The 17,643-nt window shown below is 73.9% G+C and carries 6 protein-coding genes; 5 read left to right on the top strand and 1 reads right to left on the bottom strand.

Going from position 1 to position 17,643, the window contains the following annotated elements:
• Positions 1–136 precede the first annotated feature (136 nt).
• Genes ACZ52J_RS16590 through ACZ52J_RS16600 form a run of 3 tightly spaced genes read left to right on the top strand, consistent with a single transcriptional unit; the run spans position 137 to position 13,622 of the window.
• Positions 137–10,687, top strand: coding sequence for an amino acid adenylation domain-containing protein (locus tag ACZ52J_RS16590; protein WP_465619436.1), 10,551 nt, complete (start codon positions 137–139; stop codon positions 10,685–10,687).
• Positions 10,684–12,477 carry a condensation domain-containing protein gene (locus ACZ52J_RS16595; protein WP_465619438.1) on the top strand — a complete coding sequence of 598 codons (1,794 nt, stop codon included), beginning with the start codon at positions 10,684–10,686 and terminating at the stop codon, positions 12,475–12,477. Before ACZ52J_RS16590 ends, ACZ52J_RS16595 begins: the two co-directional genes overlap by 4 nt.
• Positions 12,474–13,622, top strand: a complete 1,149-nt coding sequence (locus tag ACZ52J_RS16600) for a nucleotide disphospho-sugar-binding domain-containing protein (RefSeq protein ID WP_465619440.1) — start codon at positions 12,474–12,476, stop codon at positions 13,620–13,622. The genes ACZ52J_RS16595 and ACZ52J_RS16600 overlap by 4 nt, the downstream gene beginning before the upstream one ends.
• Positions 13,623–13,729: 107 nt before the next feature.
• Here ACZ52J_RS16600 and gltX read toward each other — a convergent pair whose 3' ends face one another.
• The gene (gene gltX / locus ACZ52J_RS16605) at positions 13,730–15,100 is read right to left on the bottom strand and encodes a glutamate--tRNA ligase (RefSeq protein ID WP_465619663.1); all 1,371 of its coding nucleotides are present in this window, start codon (positions 15,098–15,100) and stop codon (positions 13,730–13,732) included.
• A 445-nt stretch (positions 15,101–15,545) separates the two neighbouring features.
• Here gltX and ACZ52J_RS16610 point away from each other — a divergent pair, with 445 nt between their 5' ends.
• Both ACZ52J_RS16610 and ACZ52J_RS16615 read left to right on the top strand, forming a co-directional pair.
• Entirely contained in the window at positions 15,546–15,695 is a 150-nt protein-coding gene (locus tag ACZ52J_RS16610) for a keywimysin-related RiPP (RefSeq protein ID WP_465619442.1), read from the top strand.
• 146 nt (positions 15,696–15,841) lie between these two features.
• Positions 15,842–17,545, top strand: a complete 1,704-nt coding sequence (locus ACZ52J_RS16615) for an asparagine synthase-related protein (protein WP_465619444.1) — start codon at positions 15,842–15,844, stop codon at positions 17,543–17,545.
• Positions 17,546–17,643: the final 98 nt, after the last annotated feature.

Raw genomic sequence — 17,643 nt, forward strand, 5'->3', positions numbered from 1 at the left:
CTGGAACTCGCGGAGATCCCGAAGGAAACAGCCGGACGCGCGCGCCCGCCGCAACGCGGTACCGCCATCCAATCCTCGGGACCTCGCCTGTTCGTGAGTTGACTGCAACCGCCAACAGCTTTGCGAAGGACTCTGCATGCCCGCAACAGCGCGTCAAGAATTCGCTCTTACTTCCGCGCAGACCGGAATATGGCTGGCCCAGCGTTTCGCGCGGGACGGCCTCGACTACAGCGTCGCGCTGTACGCCGACATCGTCGGCCCGCTCGACGTCGACCTGCTGGTGCGGGCGGCCCGCGGGACCTTCGCCGACACCCCGACCCTGCGGGCCCGCATCGTGGCGTCCGGCCCGGAGCCGGTGCAGGTGGTCGACGACTCGGCCGAACTCGTCATGCCCTGCCTGGACCTGCGCGACCAGGAGCAGCCGCACCGGGCGGCGATGGCCTGGATGGAGGACGAGCTCGCCGTGCCGCTCGCCCCGGACAGCGGCCGGATGTACTCCTTCGCGCTGCTGCGGATCGGCGAGGACCGTCACCTGTGGTACCTGCGGGCCCACCACGTGGCCATCGACGGCTTCTCCGGCGCATTGTTCGTACGGGAAGCCGCCTCCCGGTACACCGCGCTGGCGACCGGCCGGGCCGATGTGAACGGCCTTGGCCATTTCGGGGAGATGTTGCGCTCGGATCGTGCCTATCGCGAGTCCGCGGCATTCCACACGGACCGTGCGTACTGGATGGAGAAACTGGCGGACAGCCCGGCGCCGGCGACCTTCGGACAGGCCGAGCCGAATCGTCAGGGCGGCCGGACCCGCGAGACGGTGGAAATCGAGAGCGAGCTGAGCGAGGCACTCGGCAAACTGGCGCAGCGTTGCGGCGTGACACCTGCGGCCGTTTACGCCGCGGCCGCCGCCCGTTACACCGCACGACTCACCGGTGAAACGGACGTCGTGCTCGGGCTGCCCGTTACCGCCCGGTTCGGCAAGGCCATACGCGGTATTCCCGGAATGATGTCCAACGTGGTGCCGCTGCGCGTTATGGCGGGACCGGAGCTGCCGCTGTCCGGATTGCTGCAGAACGTCTCCGCGGAAATGCTGCTCGGCCTTCGGCACCAGCGCTACCGATATGAGGATCTGCGCAACGACCTCGGCGCGGGAGAGGAAAGCAGCCCGCTGGTCGGGCCGCACGTCAACCTGCAGTTCTTCGACCAGGACGTGGATCTCGCCGGATGCGCGACGACGATCCACAACCTGACCAACGGACCGGTCGACGACCTGGCCTTCGTGTTCTACGGAGACGTCCGGCGGGGAAGCGGACGGATCGACGTCGACGGCAACACCGAGCTCTACCGCCGCGCCGATCTGCGGGTGCACGGCCAGGGCCTGCTGCGACTGCTGGAACAGATGGCCGAGGCGGACCCGGACACCCCGTGCCACGAGCTCGACGTCTTCCGGACCGACGACCTGGAACGGCTACTCGTCGGCCGCAACGACACCGGGCGGCCGACCGGCCCCGAGACGGTCGTCGACCTGTTCCAGGCCCGAGTGGCGGCCACCCCGGACGCCCCGGCCGTGGTGCACGGGCCGCACGGCCTCTCGTACCGGGAGCTGAACGAGCGGGCGAACCGGCTCGCGGCGCTGCTGCTCGCCCGCGGCCTCGGCCCGGAGGACGTCGTCGCGCTCGCGGTGCCGCGGTCCGTGGACCTGGTCACCGCCCTGCTGGCCGTGGTCAAGTCCGGTGCCGCGTTCCTGCCGGTCGACCCGGACTACCCGACCGACCGCATCGCGTACATGCTCGACGACGCCCGGCCGGCGCTGCTGATCACCACGCAGGACACCGTGCCCCGGCTGCCCCATGCCACGGCCACCCCGCAGCTGCTGCTCGACGACGCCGAGCCGGCGACGGCCCTGGAAGCGGCGCCCGGCCGGGACGTCACCCAGGCCGACCGCCCGCGCCCGCTCACGCCGGACTCGCCCTCCTACGTCATCTACACCTCCGGCTCGACCGGCCGGCCCAAGGGAGCGGTCAACACCCACGCCGGCCTGGCGAACCGGCTGCAGTGGATGCAGGACCGCTACCGGCTGACCGCGCAGGACCGGGTGCTGCAGAAGACGTCCTGCGGATTCGACGTCTCCGTCTGGGAGTTCTTCTGGCCCCTGGTGAGCGGCGCGACCCTGGTGATGGCCGACCCCGGGCTGCACCGCGACCCGGGCTACCTCGCCGCGGTGATCCGCGAACAGCAGGTCACCACCGTCCACTTCGTCCCCGCCATGCTCCAGGCCTTCCTGGCCGAGCCCGAGACCGCCCGGTGCACCGGCCTGCGCCGGGTGATCTGCAGCGGTGAAGCGCTGCCCGCCGAACTCGCCGACCGGTTCTTCGCCGTCCTCGACTGCGAGCTGCACAACCTGTACGGACCGACCGAGGCGTCCATCGACGTGACGTCCTGGCAGTGCGACCCGGCACGCACCGGCGCCCCGCCGATCGGACTCCCGATCGCCAACACCCGGGTGTACGTGCTGAACCAGGCCCTGGAGCCGGTGCCCGACGGCGTGCCCGGCGAGCTCTACCTGGCCGGCACCGGCCTCGCGCGCGGCTACCTCGGCCGGCCCACCGTCACCGCGGAGCGCTTCGTGGCCTGCCCGTTCGGCCGGCCCGGTGAGCGGATGTACCGCACCGGCGACCTCGCCCGGTGGGACGCCGACGGGCAGCTGGCCTACCTGGGCCGGACCGACGACCAGGTGAAGATCCGGGGCGTGCGGATCGAACCCGGCGAGATCGCCTCGGTCCTCGGCGAGCACCCCGAGGTCGGCGAGGCGGTGGTGGTGGCCCGCGACGACCGCTCGTCCGGAAAGTACCTCGTCGGCTACGTGGTGCCCGAGCGCAACCGCCTCGCCTCCGTGCAGGAGCGGACCCACGGCGAGCACGTCGACCAGTGGCAGCAGCTGTACCAGTCGATGTACGGCGCGCAGTCCGAGGCCGCCTTCGGCGAGGAGTTCGCCGGCTGGGACAGCAGCTACACCGACCGCCCGCTGCCGCTGGAGGACATGCGGCAGTGGCGCGACCGGACGGTGGAGGCGATCCGCGCCCTCCGGCCCCGCCGGGTACTGGAGATCGGCGTCGGCAGCGGCCTGCTGCTCGCCCGGCTCGCGCCGGACACCGAGCGGTACTGGGCGACCGACTTCTCCCCCGCGGCGATCGCCGCGCTGCGCCGGCACCTCGACACCCGGCCGGACCTGGCCGGGCGGGTGGAGCTGCGCACCCAGCCGGCCGACGACCCGGCCGGGCTGCCCGAGGACTTCTTCGACACCGTGGTCATCAACTCCGTGGCGCAGTACTTCCCCACCGCGGAGTACCTCGGGACCGTCCTGCGCGGAGCGCTCGGCCTGCTGCGCCCCGGCGGCGCCGTGTTCCTCGGAGACGTCCGCGATCTGAGGCTCCGTCAGTACCTCGCCACCGGTGTGCAACTCGCGCACAGCCCGGCGGACGCGGACCCGCAGGCCGTGCGCCGGGCCGTGGAACAGCGGACCCGGCAGGAGAACGAACTCCTGGTCGACCCGCGGTTCTTCACCGCGCTCCAGCAGGAGACCGACGACCTCGCCGGCGTCGACATCCGGGTCAAGCGCGGCGACTACGACACCGAACTGAGCCGCTACCGCTACGACGTGGTCCTGCACAAGCGCTCGGAGCACCGGCCCGTCTCGCTGCTCGACGTGCCGGACGCGGACTGGGGCACCGAGGTCGCCGACCTGACCGCGCTGCGGCACCGGCTCGCCACCGACGCGCCGGCCCGGCTGCGGATCACCGGCGTGCCCAACGCCTGCCTGGCGCCCGAGGTCTCCGCCACCCGGCAGCTGTTCGCCGGGGCGCCGATGGCGGACGTCCGGCAGGCGGTGGACGGCGACGTCCCGGCCGGCCCGCTGCCCGAGGCCTTCCACGCGCTCGGCGAAGACCTCGGCTACCGCACGGTGGTCACCTGGTCCGGCGAGGGCTCCGACGGCGAACTCGACGTGCTCTTCCTGAGCTCCCGGACGGACGCCGCCACCGCGGCCCTGACCGACGTCTTCCTCCCGGCCGCGGCGGCGCCGCCGGCCCTGACCAACAACCCCGCGGTCGGCCGCGAGGCCGGCCGGCTCGCCGCCGCCCTGCGCGAGCACCTGCGGGAGAACCTGCCCGACTACATGGTCCCGGCCGCCGTCATGGTGCTCGACGCGCTGCCCACCACGGCCAACGGGAAGCTGGACCGACGCGCCCTGCCCGCACCGGAGTTCCGCGCCACCGGCGGCAGCCGACCGGCCCGGGGTCCGCGCGAGGAACTGCTGAGCCGGCTGTTCGCCGAGGTCCTGGGCCTGCCCGGCATCGGTGCCGACGACAGCTTCTTCGACCACGGCGGCGACAGCATCGGCGCGATCCAGCTGGTCAGCCGCGCGCGCGGCGCCGGAGTGCTGTTCACCCCGCGCGAAGTCTTCGAGCACCGGACGGTCGCCCGGCTCGCCGAGGTGGCCCGTACCCAGGACACCCAGGCCCCGGTGCCCGGCACCGGAGTCGGTCCCGTTCGGCTGCTGCCGATCGTCCACCAGCTGCGTGAACTCGGCGGCCCGGTCGGCAGGTTCAGCCAGTCGATGCGTCTCGACGTGCCCGCCGGACTGCGCCTGGAGACCCTCGGCGACGCCCTGCAGACCGTGCTCGACCACCACGACGCGCTGCGCCTGCGGCTGGACCGGGACGTCGACGACGCGTGGTCGCTGACGGTACGGCCGGCCGGCGCCGTCGACGCCGCCGGGTGCCTGCAACGGGTGGCCGTCACCCAGACCGGCGAACCCACCGAGGCGGAGCTGCGGACCTGGGAGGAAGCCGCCCTCGACCGGCTCGACCCCGAGCGCGGCGTCCTGGTGCAGGCCGTCTGGTTCGACGCCGGCCCGACCCGCCGCGGCAGGCTGTTCCTGGCCGTCCACCACCTGGCCGTGGACGGGGTGTCCTGGCGCGTCCTGGTGCCCGACCTGGCCGACGCCTACGCCGCCCTCGCCGAGGGCGGGCGCCCCGCACCCGCCCCGGTGGGCACCTCGCTGCGGCAGTGGTCGCAGCAGCTGGCCGAGCGGGCCGGCACCGCCGACGTGGTCGGCGAGCTCGACCACTGGCGGGAGACGCTCTCCGGCGCCACCGCCCCGCTCGGCGCACGCGCGCTCGATCCCACCCGGGACGTCCTCGCCACCCGGCGCACCCTGGTGTCCTCCGTCGACGCCGACACCACCGCGGCGCTCCTCACCGAGGTGACCACCGCCTTCCACGCCGGCGCGAACGACGTCCTGCTCGCCGCCCTGGCCCTGGCCCTGCAGGACTGGCGCCGGCGGCGCGGGCACGAGACCGCGCCGGTGCTGGTCGACCTGGAGGGGCACGGCCGCGAGGAGGAGACCGTCCCGGGAGCCGACCTGTCCCGCACCGTCGGATGGTTCACCAGCCTCTTCCCGGTGCGCCTCGACCCCGGCGTGACCGAACCGGCCGAGACCTGGGCTACTGGCCAGGCCGTCGGAACGGCGCTGCGCTCGGTCAAGGAGCAGCTGGCGGCGGTGCCCGGCAAGGGACTGGGCTTCGGGCTGCTGCGCCACCTCAACCCGCAGGCCGCCACGGCCCTGGCCGACCTCGGCAGCCCGGACGTCCTCTTCAACTACCTCGGCCGCTCCCTCACCACCCGCGGCCGGGGCACCTGGACTCCGGTGCGCGACGGCAGCGCACTGGCCGGACACACCGACCCCGGCACGCCCTTCGCCCACACGCTGGAGATCAACGCGCTCGTCCACGAGGACGGCGAGGACGGCGAGGGCCGGAAGGACGGGCACGACGGGCACGACGGGGAGAACGGGAAGAACGGCCCCCGGCTGTCCGCCGAGTGGTCCTGGCCCGCGGACCTGCTCACCGAGGACGAGGTCCGCGACCTTGCCGACACCTGGTCCACCGCCCTGCGCGCGCTGGCCACCCACGCCCGCCGACCGGGCGCCGGCGGCCACACGCCGTCCGACTTCCCGCTCACCCGGCTCGACCAGCAGGACATCGACGAGATCGAGGCCGTCTGCCCCGACGTCGAGGACGTCCTGCCGCTGACGCCGCTCCAGGAGGGCCTGGCCTTCCACGCCGCGTACGACGACCACGCGCCGGACGTCTACCACGTCCAGATCGCCCTCGACCTGGACGGCGAGATCGATCCCGGGACGCTGCGCGAGGCCGCCGAGGCCCTGCTGCTCTGCCACCCGGTGCTGCGCACCTGCGTACGGCACCGGGCGAGCGGCGGCCTGGTCCAGGTGGTCCGGGCCGAGGTCCCGGTGCCGTGGCGGTACCTGGACCTGAGCGGGCTCGACCCCGAGCAGCGGGCCGCCCAGGCCGAGGCGGCGCTCCGGGACGACCTGAGCCGCCGCTTCGACCTGGCCGAGGCACCCCTGCTGCGCCTGACGCTGCTGCGCCTCGGCGAAGGCCGCCACACCCTCGCGGTGACCAACCACCACATCGTCCTGGACGGCTGGTCGATGCCCCTGCTGCTGCAGGAGCTGTTCGCCCACTACGGCACCCGGGGCGCCGACGCACCGGCGCGGCCGGCCGGCTCCTGGCGCACCTACCTGGACTGGCGGGCCGGCCAGGACCGTACCGCGGCCGAGCAGGCGTGGCAGGCGGCGCTCGGCGGACTCGACGCGCCGACCCGGCTGGCTCCGCACGGTGACGTGCACGCCTCCGTCCAGCCCGACTCCCGCTCCGTCCGGCTGCCCGAATCCGTCACCGCCGCGCTGACCGGGCGGGCCCGGGAGTACGGCGTCACGCTCAACACGGTCGTGCAGGCCGCCTGGGGGCTCCTGCTGAGCCGACTCACCGGCAGCGAGGACATCGTCTTCGGCACCACCGTCTCCGGACGGCCGCCCGAGCTGCCGGGCACCGAGACGATGATCGGCTGCTTCATCAACACCGTCCCGGTGCGGCTGCGGCTGCGCCCCGACGAGCCGATCGGCGCGCTGCTGGCCAGGCTGCAGGACGAGCAGTCCCGCCTCGCCGCCCACCAGCACCTCGGGATCGCCGAGATCCAGCGCCTGACCGGCGTCGACGGCGAACTCTTCGACACGCTCACCGTGTTCGAGAACTACCCGCTGGACCCGGACGCCCTGAACCGCGGCGCGCGGACCGGCCTGCGGGTGGGCGCCGTCCGCACGCACAACGACGTGCACTACCCGCTGGCCCTGATCGCCACCCCTGGCCCCTCGCTCGACCTGCAGTTCACGTACCGGCCGGACCTGTTCGCGGCCGCCGACGCCGAGCAGATCGTGCGGCGCTACACCCGGCTGCTCCGGGAGATCGCCGAGGCGGGCCCGGACACCCGGGCGGACCGGATCGAGGCCCTGGAGCCGGCCGAGACACGGCAGCTCACCGAGGAGTGGAACGACACCGGCCGCCCGGTGGCCCCGGTCGCCGTGGCCGAGGCCGTACGGGACTGGGCGGCGCGGGAACCCGGCCGCATCGCGGTGGTCGGCGCGGCCGAAACGCTGACCTACCGCGAGCTCGACGAGCGGGCCGACCGGCTGGCCCGGCACCTGCGGGCCCGCGGCATCGGACCGGAGGACCTGGTCGCGGTGGCGGTGCCGCGCTCGGCCGAACTGATGGTCGCGCTGCTGGCCGTGCTCAGGACCGGCGCCGGCTACCTGCCGCTGGACCACCGGCACCCGGCCGAGCGGACCGCGTTCATGGTCCGAGACGCCGCGCCGGTGCTGGTGCTCACCAGCGGCGAGGAGGTGCCGGGGCTGCCGCCGGCGGACCGACTGGCGCGGCTCGCGCTGGACGACCCCGGCACGCCCGGCGACGCGGCCGTCCCGTCCGGCGCCCTCCCGTCCGCGCCCGACGGTTCGCTCGCCTACGTCATCTACACCTCCGGGTCCACCGGCCGCCCCAAGGCCGTCGCCGTGTCGCGCGCGGCCATGAACGCGCTGGTGGGCTGGGCGGTGGAGCGCTTCGGCGGCGAGGGACTGCAGCGGGTCCTGGCCGCCACCTCGCTCTCCTTCGACGTCTCGGTGTTCGAGCTGTTCGCCCCGCTGGCCGCCGGCGGGCAGCTGGAGATCGTCCGCGATCTGCTGGAACTGGCCGAACGGCCCTGGCAGGGCTCGCTCATCAGCGGCGTCCCGTCGGCGCTGGCCGCGCTGCTCGCCGACCCGTCGCCGACCTTCGCGGCCCGGCGGCTCGTCCTGGCGGGTGAGGCCCTGCCCGAGCCCCTGGTGCGGCGGATCCGGCAGTCGCTGCCCGGTACGGAGATCGTCAACCTCTACGGGCCGACCGAGGCGACGGTGTACGCCACCGACTGGACGTGCGCCGACGACCAGGTGCTCGCCCCGCCCATCGGCCGCCCGCTGCCGCACACCCGGGCCTACGTGCTGGACCGCTGGCTGCGCCCGGTCCCGGCCGGGGTGCCCGGCGAGCTGTACCTGGCGGGCACCGGTGTCGCGCGCGGCTACCTCAACCGGCCCGCGCTGACCGCCGACCGCTTCGTCGCCGACCCGTACGGCGCGCCGGGAAGCCGGATGTACCGCACCGGCGACCTCGCCCGTCGGCTGCCCGACGGCGCGCTGGACTACCTGGGCCGCACCGACACCCAGGTGAAGGTCCGCGGCCACCGGATCGAACTCGGCGAGATCGAGGCGGTGGTGGCCCGCCATCCGGACGTCGCCCAGGCCGTCGTGCTGGCCCGCGACACCTCGGCGGGCACCACCCGGCTGATCGCCTACGTGGTCCCGCGTCCCGGCGCCGAACCGGACGTCACCGACCTCGCGGAGCGGACCGCGAGCGAGCTGCCCGGCTACATGGTCCCGGCCGGCTACGTCCTCCTGGAGCGGCTGCCGGTCACCGCCAACGGAAAGCTGGACCGGGCCGCCCTGCCGGCGGCCGACCCGGGCGAGCACGCTCCGGACACCGGCCGGGCCCCGCGGACCTCGCGCGAGGAACTGCTGTGCGGACTCTTCGCACAGACCCTGGGCGTGCCGCTGGTCGGGCCCGACGAGAGCTTCTTCGCGCTCGGCGGGGACAGCATCACCTCGATCCAGCTGGTGAGCCAGGCCCGGCGCCAGGGCCTGGAGTTCACCCCCCGGGACGTCTTCGACCACCGCACCCCGGCGAACCTGGCCAGGGTGGCGCGCGAGCAGGCCGACCCGGTGGCCGAGGAGGACACCGAGGCCGGTCCGGGGCCGCTGGCACCGACTCCGGTGATGGAGTGGCTGCGCGAACTGGGCGGCCCGGTCGACCGGTTCAACCAGTCGATGTTCGTCCGGCTGCCCGCCGGCATCGACGAGCCGACGCTCACGGCGGCGCTGCGGTCGGTGGTGGACCGTCACGAGGCCCTGCGGCTGCGGCTGCACCGCAAGGACGACGACACCCGCTGGGACCTGGAGATCACCGAGCCGGGCGAAGACCTCGCGGACCGGTTCGCCCGCCACGACGTCGCCGGGCTGACCGGGGACGCGCTGCGCGAGGCCGCCCGGCGCCAGGCCGAGCGCGCCTGGGACCGGCTGGCCCCCGAGCACGGCACCGTGTGGCAGGCCGTGTGGCTCGACGCCGGGCCGGCCGCGCCCGGACACCTGCTGCTGGCCGTGCACCACCTCGCGGTGGACGGCGTCTCCTGGCGCATCCTGCTCGGCGACCTGGCGGAGGCCGCCGACGCGCTGCGGCGCGGCGCCGACACCGCGGTGGCCCCGGTCGGCACCTCGCTGCGCCGCTGGTCGAGGCTGCTCGCCGAGGAGGCCGGCAGCGACCGGCGGACGGCGGAACTCGGCCTGTGGACGGCGATGCTGGACGGCGCCGACGCGCCGCTCGGCCGCCGGGCGCCGGACCCGGCCCGGGACGTGGTGGCCTCCCGGCGCACCGTGGAGCTGACGCTGCCGGCGGACGCCACCAAGGCGCTGCTGACCGACGTGACCACCGTCTTCCACGCCACGGTCAACGACGTCCTGCTCACCGCGGTGGCCCTGGCCGTGCAGGACTGGTCCCGTCGGCGGGGCCGTCCCGCCGCGCCGGTGCTGGTGGACGTCGAGGGCCACGGCCGGGAGGAGGACGCGGTCGGCGGCGTGGACCTGTCCCGCACCGTGGGCTGGTTCACCACCGTCCACCCGGTCCGGCTGGACCCGGGCGCCGTCGAGTGGCCGGACCTGTGGGCGGCCGGGCCCGAGACCGGACGGGTGCTGAAGCGGGTCAAGGAGCAGCTGGCCGCCATCCCCGACCACGGTCTGGGCTACGGCCTGCTGCGCCACCTCAACCCGCGCACCCGGCAAGCGCTCGCGGGGCTGCCGGTGCCGCAGATCGGCTTCAACCACCTCGGCCGGTTCGGCACGCCCGCCGGGTCCGGCGCGTGGGCGCCGGCGCACGAGGTCGGCGGGTTCACCGGCGGCGCCGACCCGGGCCTGCCGCTGGCGCACGCGGTGGAGGTCAACACGCTCGTCCGGGAGGACGACGGCGCGGAGCCGGTGCTCGTGGCCGAGTGGTCCTGGGCGGCTGAGCTGTTCACGGCCGCGGAGGTCGAGGACCTGGGAGCCACCTGGTTCCGCGTCCTGCGGGCCCTGGTCGACCATGCCCAGCGGCCCGACTCGGGGGGCCAGAGCCCCTCCGACCTGCCACTGGTCTCGCTCTCCCAGGACGAGATCGACCAGCTTCAGGAAGAACTGGCCCTGGAGGGGGACCTGTGACAACGGCAACGAAGCGCACGCCCAGGATCGAGACCGTCCTACCGCTGACGCCCGTCCAGGAAGGACTGGTGTTCCACGCGGCGTACGACGAGGACGGATCGGCCCTGTACAACGTCCAGGTGGTGCTGGACCTGGAAGGACCGCTCGACGCCGCCGTGCTGCGGCGGTCGGTGGAGGCCGTGGTACGGCGCCACCCGACCCTGCGGGCGAGCTTCCGGCGCCGGGCCACCGGCGACACCGTGCAGGTGGTCCAGTCGGAGGTGCCGCTGCCGTGGGAGGAGGCGGACCTCACCGCGGTCGCCGACGGCGACCGGGAGGCCGAGGTCGAACGGATCACCCGGGAGGCCCGCACCCGCCGGTTCGACCTGGCCGCGGCCCCGCTGCTGCGGTTCACGCTGATCCGGCGCCGGTCCGACCGGTTCCGGCTGGTGCTGACGAACCACCACGCCGTGCTGGACGGCTGGTCCACCGGGCTGCTGCTGCGCGAGCTCTTCGAGGTCTACGGCGCCGGCGGCGGCGCGTCGGCGCTGCCGGCCGCCGTGCCGCTGCAGGAGTTCTTCGCCTGGCGGGCCCACCAGGACGCTCCGCAGGCCCGGGCGGCGTGGCGCGCGGCGCTGACCGGCCTGGAGGAGGCCACCCGGGTGGCGCCGAACGCGGACAGCCGTACGGCAGTGCCGACCGAGCAGGTGCTGGTCACCGTGCCCCGGGACCTGACCGCGGCCGTCGCCGAACGCGCCCGGCTGCTGGGCCTGACCGTCAACACGGTGGTCCAGGGCACCTGGGGCCTGCTGCTGTCCCGTCTGACGGGCCGTGACGACGTCGTCTTCGGTACCACGGTGGCCGGCCGGGCACCCGAGCTGCGCGACGTCGAGGCCATGGTCGGGATGCTGGTCAACACCGTGCCGGTGCGGGTCCGGATCGACCCGCGGGAGACCCTCGGCGGACTGTTCGCGCGGCTCCAGGAGGAGCAGTCCCGGCTCGGCGCCCACCAGTACCTCGGACTGACCGAGATCCAGGGCCTGTCGGACATCGACGGTGACCTCTTCGACTCGCTCGTGGTGTTCGAGAACTACCCGCTGGACCGGACCGTCGACTCCGTCGCCGGCGTGCGCGTGACGGGCACGGAGGCGCACAACAGCATCCACTACCCGCTGAGCCTGATCGCCCACCCGGGCGAGACCCTCGTGCTCTGCTTCGGCTACCGCCCGGACCTCCTCACCGGCGCCGCGGCCCGGCGCGTCGCCGACCGCTTCGTCCACCTGCTCGGCGGCTTCGCCACCGGTGCGTCGGACGCCGCCGTCGGCGACATCGACGTGCTGACGGCGGAGGAACGGCACCGGCTGATCGTCGGGCTGAACGACACGGCCCGTCCGGTGCCGGACCGCTCGGTGGCCGAGCTGTTCGCCGCACAGGCCGCCACCACACCGGACAGCGTCGCCGTCCGCTACGGTCAGCAGGCCACCTCCTACCGGGAGTTGGACGACCGGGCGAACCGACTGGCGGCCGACCTCGGCGGCCGGGGCATCGGGCCCGAGGCCATCGTCGCCCTGGCGGTGCCGCGGTCGACCGAGATGGTGGTGGCCATGCTCGCCGTCCTGAAGACCGGCGCGGCCTACCTGCCGATCGACCCCGGCTATCCGGCCGAACGCATCGCATTCATGCTCGCCGATGCGCGTCCCGCCCTGCTCATCACCACGACCGGCCTCGTCGAACGCCTCGACGGCAGCAGCCCGGGAACGCCCCGGCTGCTCGTCGACGACGCGCACGCTTCGGAAGGGAACCTGCAATGAGAGTACTGTCCATGGCCGCCCCGGGCTCCGGCCTCTTCCTGCCCACCGTGCCGCTCGCCTGGGCGCTGCGGACCGCCGGGCACGAGGTCCTGGTCGCCAACAACGGCCAGGCCGCCGAAACGCTGGTCGCGGCCGGACTCCCGGCGGTCGACGTGTGCCCCGGCCGCGACGTGTTCGGCGAGTTCATGGCGGCCAGCCACGCGATCAACATGACGCCGCCCGGCGAACCGCGGCCCCGACGCGGCGGGCTCGGACTGTTCGGCGAGGAGATGGCCGAGGGCCTGCTGAAGGTCGCCGAGGAGTTCCGGCCCGACCTCGTGCTGTCCACCCTGGAGCAGGGCGCCGGGCCGCTGGTGGCCACCGCGCTCGGCGTCCCGTACGTGGAGCAGAGCGTCCGGCTGGCCTGGGCTGGCAGCGACGAGCAGGCGACGACGTACCGCCGGTCCATCGCCCAGTACCTGGAACCCACGCGGGCCAAGCTGGGCCTGGACGAGCCGGCCGCCGCGGCCGCGGCGATCGACGTCCGACCGCCGAGCATGGGAGGCCACGACGACGCGGCCGAGTGGTCGATGCGGTACGTGCCCTACAACGAGAGCCGGCTGCTGCCCGAGTGGGCGCTGGCGGCGCCGTCCCGGCCGCGGGTCTGCCTGACCCTGGGCAGTGTGCTGCCGCTCTCCGGCGAGCTCGACGAGCTCAGCGCGTTCCTGCAGGAGTGCGGCGGCCTGGACGTCGAACTCATCCTCGCCATGGGAGAGGACCAGGCGGCGGCCCTGGGCCCGGTGCCGGACAACGTGCGGGTGGCCGGCTGGGTGCCGCTCAGTACGCTGCTGCCGACCTGCGCCGCCATCGTCCACCACGGCGGAGCCGGCACCGCGCTGACCGCGCTGGTCCACGGCGTCCCGCAACTGGTCGTGCCGCGGCTCGCCGACCAGCCGGCGAACGCCGCCGTGATCGCGGCCCGGGGCGTCGGCCTGGCCCTCGCCCCGCACGAGGCGACCGCGACCGCCGTGAAGGACGGCCTGCTGCGGCTGCTCGACGCGCCGGACCACCGACAGGCCGCCCGCGAGGTGCAGGCCGAGATCGCCTCCCGGCCCAGCCCGGCGGCACTGGTCACGCGACTGGAGGAGCTGGTCGCCGGGCACTGACCGGCTCGACCGGCGCGCTTCACCGGACCGCCCGAGCGCGTCGCGCGGAAGGACCCGACTGACGGGCCCTTCCGCGCGACGTCGGCGAGCGGTCGGAGTCAGGCACCTCAGGCCAGGCGCTCGACGGCGGCGTCCAGGCGGGCCAATGTCCGCTCACGGCCCAGGACTTCCAGCGACTCGAACAGCGGCAGGCCCACCGTCCGGCCGGTCACCGCCACCCGTACCGGCGCCTGTGCCTTTCCGAGCTTCAGCCCGTGCTCGGCCGCCACCGCCGCCAGCTCCTCCTTCAGCGCCGCCGCCTCCCAGGCCGCCACCGCGGCGAGCCGCTCCCGGGCGGTGCGCAGCAGGGCGAGGGCACTCCCCCGGTCCTTCATGGCCTTCGCCCAGGAGGGCTCGTCGCGGACGGGCTCGGACAGGAACAGGAAGTCGACCTGCTCGACGATCTCGCCCAGGACCGCGATCCGGGACTGCGCGAGCGGGGCGAGCGCGGCGAAGGCCCGCGCGTCGAACGCGTCGGCCGGCCATGGCGCCCGCGGCGCGGCCGGCCACGGCCCGCACGCCGCGGTGAACTCCGCCACCCCCATGGCCCGGAGGTACTCGCCGTTGAAGGCCCGCAGTTTGGCCACGTCGAAGTACGCCGAGGCGGCGTTCACGTCCTCCACCCGGAACAGCTGCTCCAGCTCGGCGTACGGGCGGATCTCGACGTCGTCCTTCGGCCCCCAGCCGAGCAGCATCAGGTAGTTCACCATCGCCTCGGGCAGGTAGCCCTCCGTCAGGTAGTCCTCCAGGGCCACCTTGTCGCGGCGCTTGGACAGCTTCTGCCGCTTCTCGTTCACGATCACGGGCAGGTGCGCCCACACCGGCGGGGTCGCGCCGAGCGCCTCCCACAGCAGCTGCTGCTTCGGCGTGTTCGACAGGTGCTCCTCGCCGCGGATGACCTGGCTGATGCCCTGTTCGAGGTCGTCGACGACGTTGGCGAGCAGGAACACCGGGCTGCCGTCGCCGCGGGCGATCACGAAGTCCTCGAGGGCGGAGTTCGGGAAGGCCGGCTCCCCGCGGATCAGGTCCACCACGACGGTGACGCCCTCGTCCGGCGTGCGGAAGCGCAGCGCCCGGCCCGCCTCGAAGCCCAGGCCCCGCTCCCGGCAGAACCCGTCGTACCCGAGCTGGGCGGAGCCGGTCCGCTCGGCGAGCCGCTCGCGGGTGCAGTCGCAGTAGTAGGCCCGCCCGGCGGCGTACAGCTTCTCCGCGGCCGCGCGGTGCCGCTCGACGGCGGCGGACTGGAAGGAGGGGCCTTCGAAGGCCGGATCGCCCTGGTGGATGCCGATCGAGGCGAGCGCGCTGACGATGCCCGCGGTCCACTCGGGCTTGTTGCGGGCGGCGTCGGTGTCCTCGATCCGCAGGACGAACGTGCCGCCCCGCTGTCGTGCCGTCGCCCAGTTGTACAGAGCCGAGCGCGCACCGCCGACGTGGAACATGCCGGTGGGGCTCGGAGCGAATCGGACACGGACGGGACGGGATACCTCGGTCATGGAGGCAGGGTAGAGGCAGCGGGGCCGTCACCGAGAGCGAATTTCCCCCGCACGGCCTCCGGGACGAGCCGCCGCGAGAACCTGATGTGACGTCAACTCACCATGTTGACGGTTGCCTACCGAAGATCTCGTGGGTACTGTCGGATCCGCGTCAGGGAGACCGTCACGGGGGTGAAAATGGTCCTGAAAGCATTTCGCACCAGCTGACTGGACATCGGTTGTCGTCGGCTCCGGTCCTTGGGTGAGCAGCATCGGGCGCTATCGGTCGATTTGCCGCCTTGCATGTGCTCTGACCTCGGCCGCCGCACTACCGACCCCCGCGAACAAGGAACGCTCTCCGAGCGTTCTGTCCCACCCGGACGTGTTTCGCATCATGAGGGAGGAGACTGTCATGGACAACAATTCCGTGGAGACCCCTGAGCTCCAGGCCTACGAGACCCCCGAGGTCTTCGAGGTGGGCTCTTTCGCCGAGGACACCGGCTACTTGGGTTTCGTCGGCGGCGAACCGTGGGTGACCACCATCCCGCGTAGCTTCTGGTAAATCCGCGCCATGAGTGACGTGGCGCGCCAATCCGTCAAGGGGGAGCCGGTTCGGTGGATTTTGGTGAGCAGTACTTCGTGGTCCTCCCGGACCAGCAGAGGGCAGTCGCCGCCGCCGACCGGCTTCCACCGGATGCCACGCCGCTCATGTCGCACCGATCCGGCCGGCCCTGTCTGGCCGGCCGGATCAGCGCGGGACAGTTCCTGAAGGCCGAGGCGGGTGACACCGTTCTCGCCGTCGTGGGTGTCTGCTCCGCCACCCAGGCCGACCTGGACGCCCAGGTGGAGCGCATCACCGACCCGGCCCAGCTGGACGAGCTGTCACTGCGCTGGTCGGGCAGCTACCACCTGATCGCCTCGGTGGGCGGGCGACTGCGGGTACAGGGCACCGCCTCGGGGCTGCGCCGGATCAGCCACGGCAGCCTGGACGGGCTGACCATCGCCGCCGACCGGACCGACCTGCTGGCCGAACTGATCGGCCCCACACCGGATGTGGGCGCACTCGCGCTGCGCCTGCTGGAGAACCTGCCCCACCCGCTGCCCGAACGCTCGCTCTGGCAGGGCGTCGAAACCGTCCCGCCCGGCAGCTGGCTGTCGGTACCGGCGGACGGCCGGGGTGCCACGGTGCACCCCTGGTGGCGGTCACCGCAGGCCGAACTCTCCCTGGCCGAGGCCGCGGTGGCGCTGCGCACGGAACTGGCCGCCGCCGTCGACGCACGGCTCGCCCTCACCACCCGGCTGACCGGTGACTTCTCCGGCGGCCTGGACTCCACCTCGCTGCTCGCGCTGGCCGCGCAGGACACGCCTGTCGTCGGGTTCACGATGGCCAACGACGACCAGGCCGACGACGACCTCCACTGGGCCGAGCTCGCCGCCGCCGAACTGCCCCACCTCAAGCACGTCGTCTTCGGGAGCCACGAGGTGCCGGGCTTCTTCGCGGGCCTGACCGACCTCGAGGCAGTCACCGACGAGCCCAGCGTCGCCCTGCTGAGCACGCCCCGACTGCGGGCCATGCGGGAGCTCGCCGTCGAGCACGGATCCACCCTGCACCTGGACGGACTGGGCGGCGACCAGACGCTGACCGGCCACTTCGCCTACTACCACGACCTGCTGCGCCGGCATCCGCTGATGGCCCTGCGGCGGCTCCGGACCATCCGCCAGCTGAGCCGGCTGGACCTCGGGGCCTCACTGCGCACCCTGCTGGACGGCAGCTCCTACCCTTCCTGGTTCACGGCCGAGCTGAACGCGCTCACCTCGGGCCGGGTCCGGCGCCGCAACCGCGTCTTCGACTGGGGCGGCGGACCGGCCTTCCCCGACTGGCTGACGCCCGAAGCGGCGGAGCTGGTCACCGTCGAACTGCGCGCCGCCGCCGAGCGCGCCCGCCCGCTCGACCCGAGCCGCGGCCGGCACAGCGACCTGGCCGCGATCCAGGACGCCGGGCTGCTGGTCCGGTCGCTGCACCAGGTGGTCGCCCAGCCGGGGTACAGCGGCTCCTCGCCGTTCCTGGACGACCGGGTGATCGCGGCCTGCCTCGCGGCGCGGCCCGAAGAGCGGGTCACGCCCTGGGAGTTCAAGCCGCTGATCAAGAGTGCCATGGCCGGCGTGCTGCCCCGGCGGGTGCTGGAGCGGCGCACCAAGGCGGACGGCGCGATGATCGCCGCCGAGGGCTTCGCCCGGCACCGGCTCGAACTCGACCGGCTCTGGCAGACCTCCCGGCTGGCGGAGTTGGGGCTGGTCGACCCGGCCCCGCTGCGCGAACTGTGCCGCCGCCCGTACGCGAGCGCCACGCACGCGGGGCGGATGCCCGTGGCTCTGAGCACCGAACTCTGGGCCAGGGACCGGCTCGCCTGAGCCCGCTCCGCCCAGCCAGCCCTGCCGGAACCGCCGCCCTCCGCCCCGCCGGAACGCCGGAACGCGCCCGACCGCCGGAACGCGCCCGACCACGACGA

This window comes from Kitasatospora sp. NPDC034035 (assembly GCF_055575755.1).

What these genes read in the sequence shown, in the direction of transcription:
- ACZ52J_RS16590 (WP_465619436.1), top strand. Translation starts at nt 137, where the DNA reads ATGCCCGCAACAGCGCGTCAAGAATTCGCTCTTACTTCCGCGCAGACC.
- gltX (WP_465619663.1), bottom strand. Translation starts at nt 15,100, where the DNA reads ATGTTCCACGTCGGCGGTGCGCGCTCGGCTCTGTACAACTGGGCGACG.
- ACZ52J_RS16600 (WP_465619440.1), top strand. Translation starts at nt 12,474, where the DNA reads ATGAGAGTACTGTCCATGGCCGCCCCGGGCTCCGGCCTCTTCCTGCCC.
- ACZ52J_RS16610 (WP_465619442.1), top strand. Translation starts at nt 15,546, where the DNA reads ATGGACAACAATTCCGTGGAGACCCCTGAGCTCCAGGCCTACGAGACC.
- ACZ52J_RS16615 (WP_465619444.1), top strand. Translation starts at nt 15,842, where the DNA reads ATGTCGCACCGATCCGGCCGGCCCTGTCTGGCCGGCCGGATCAGCGCG.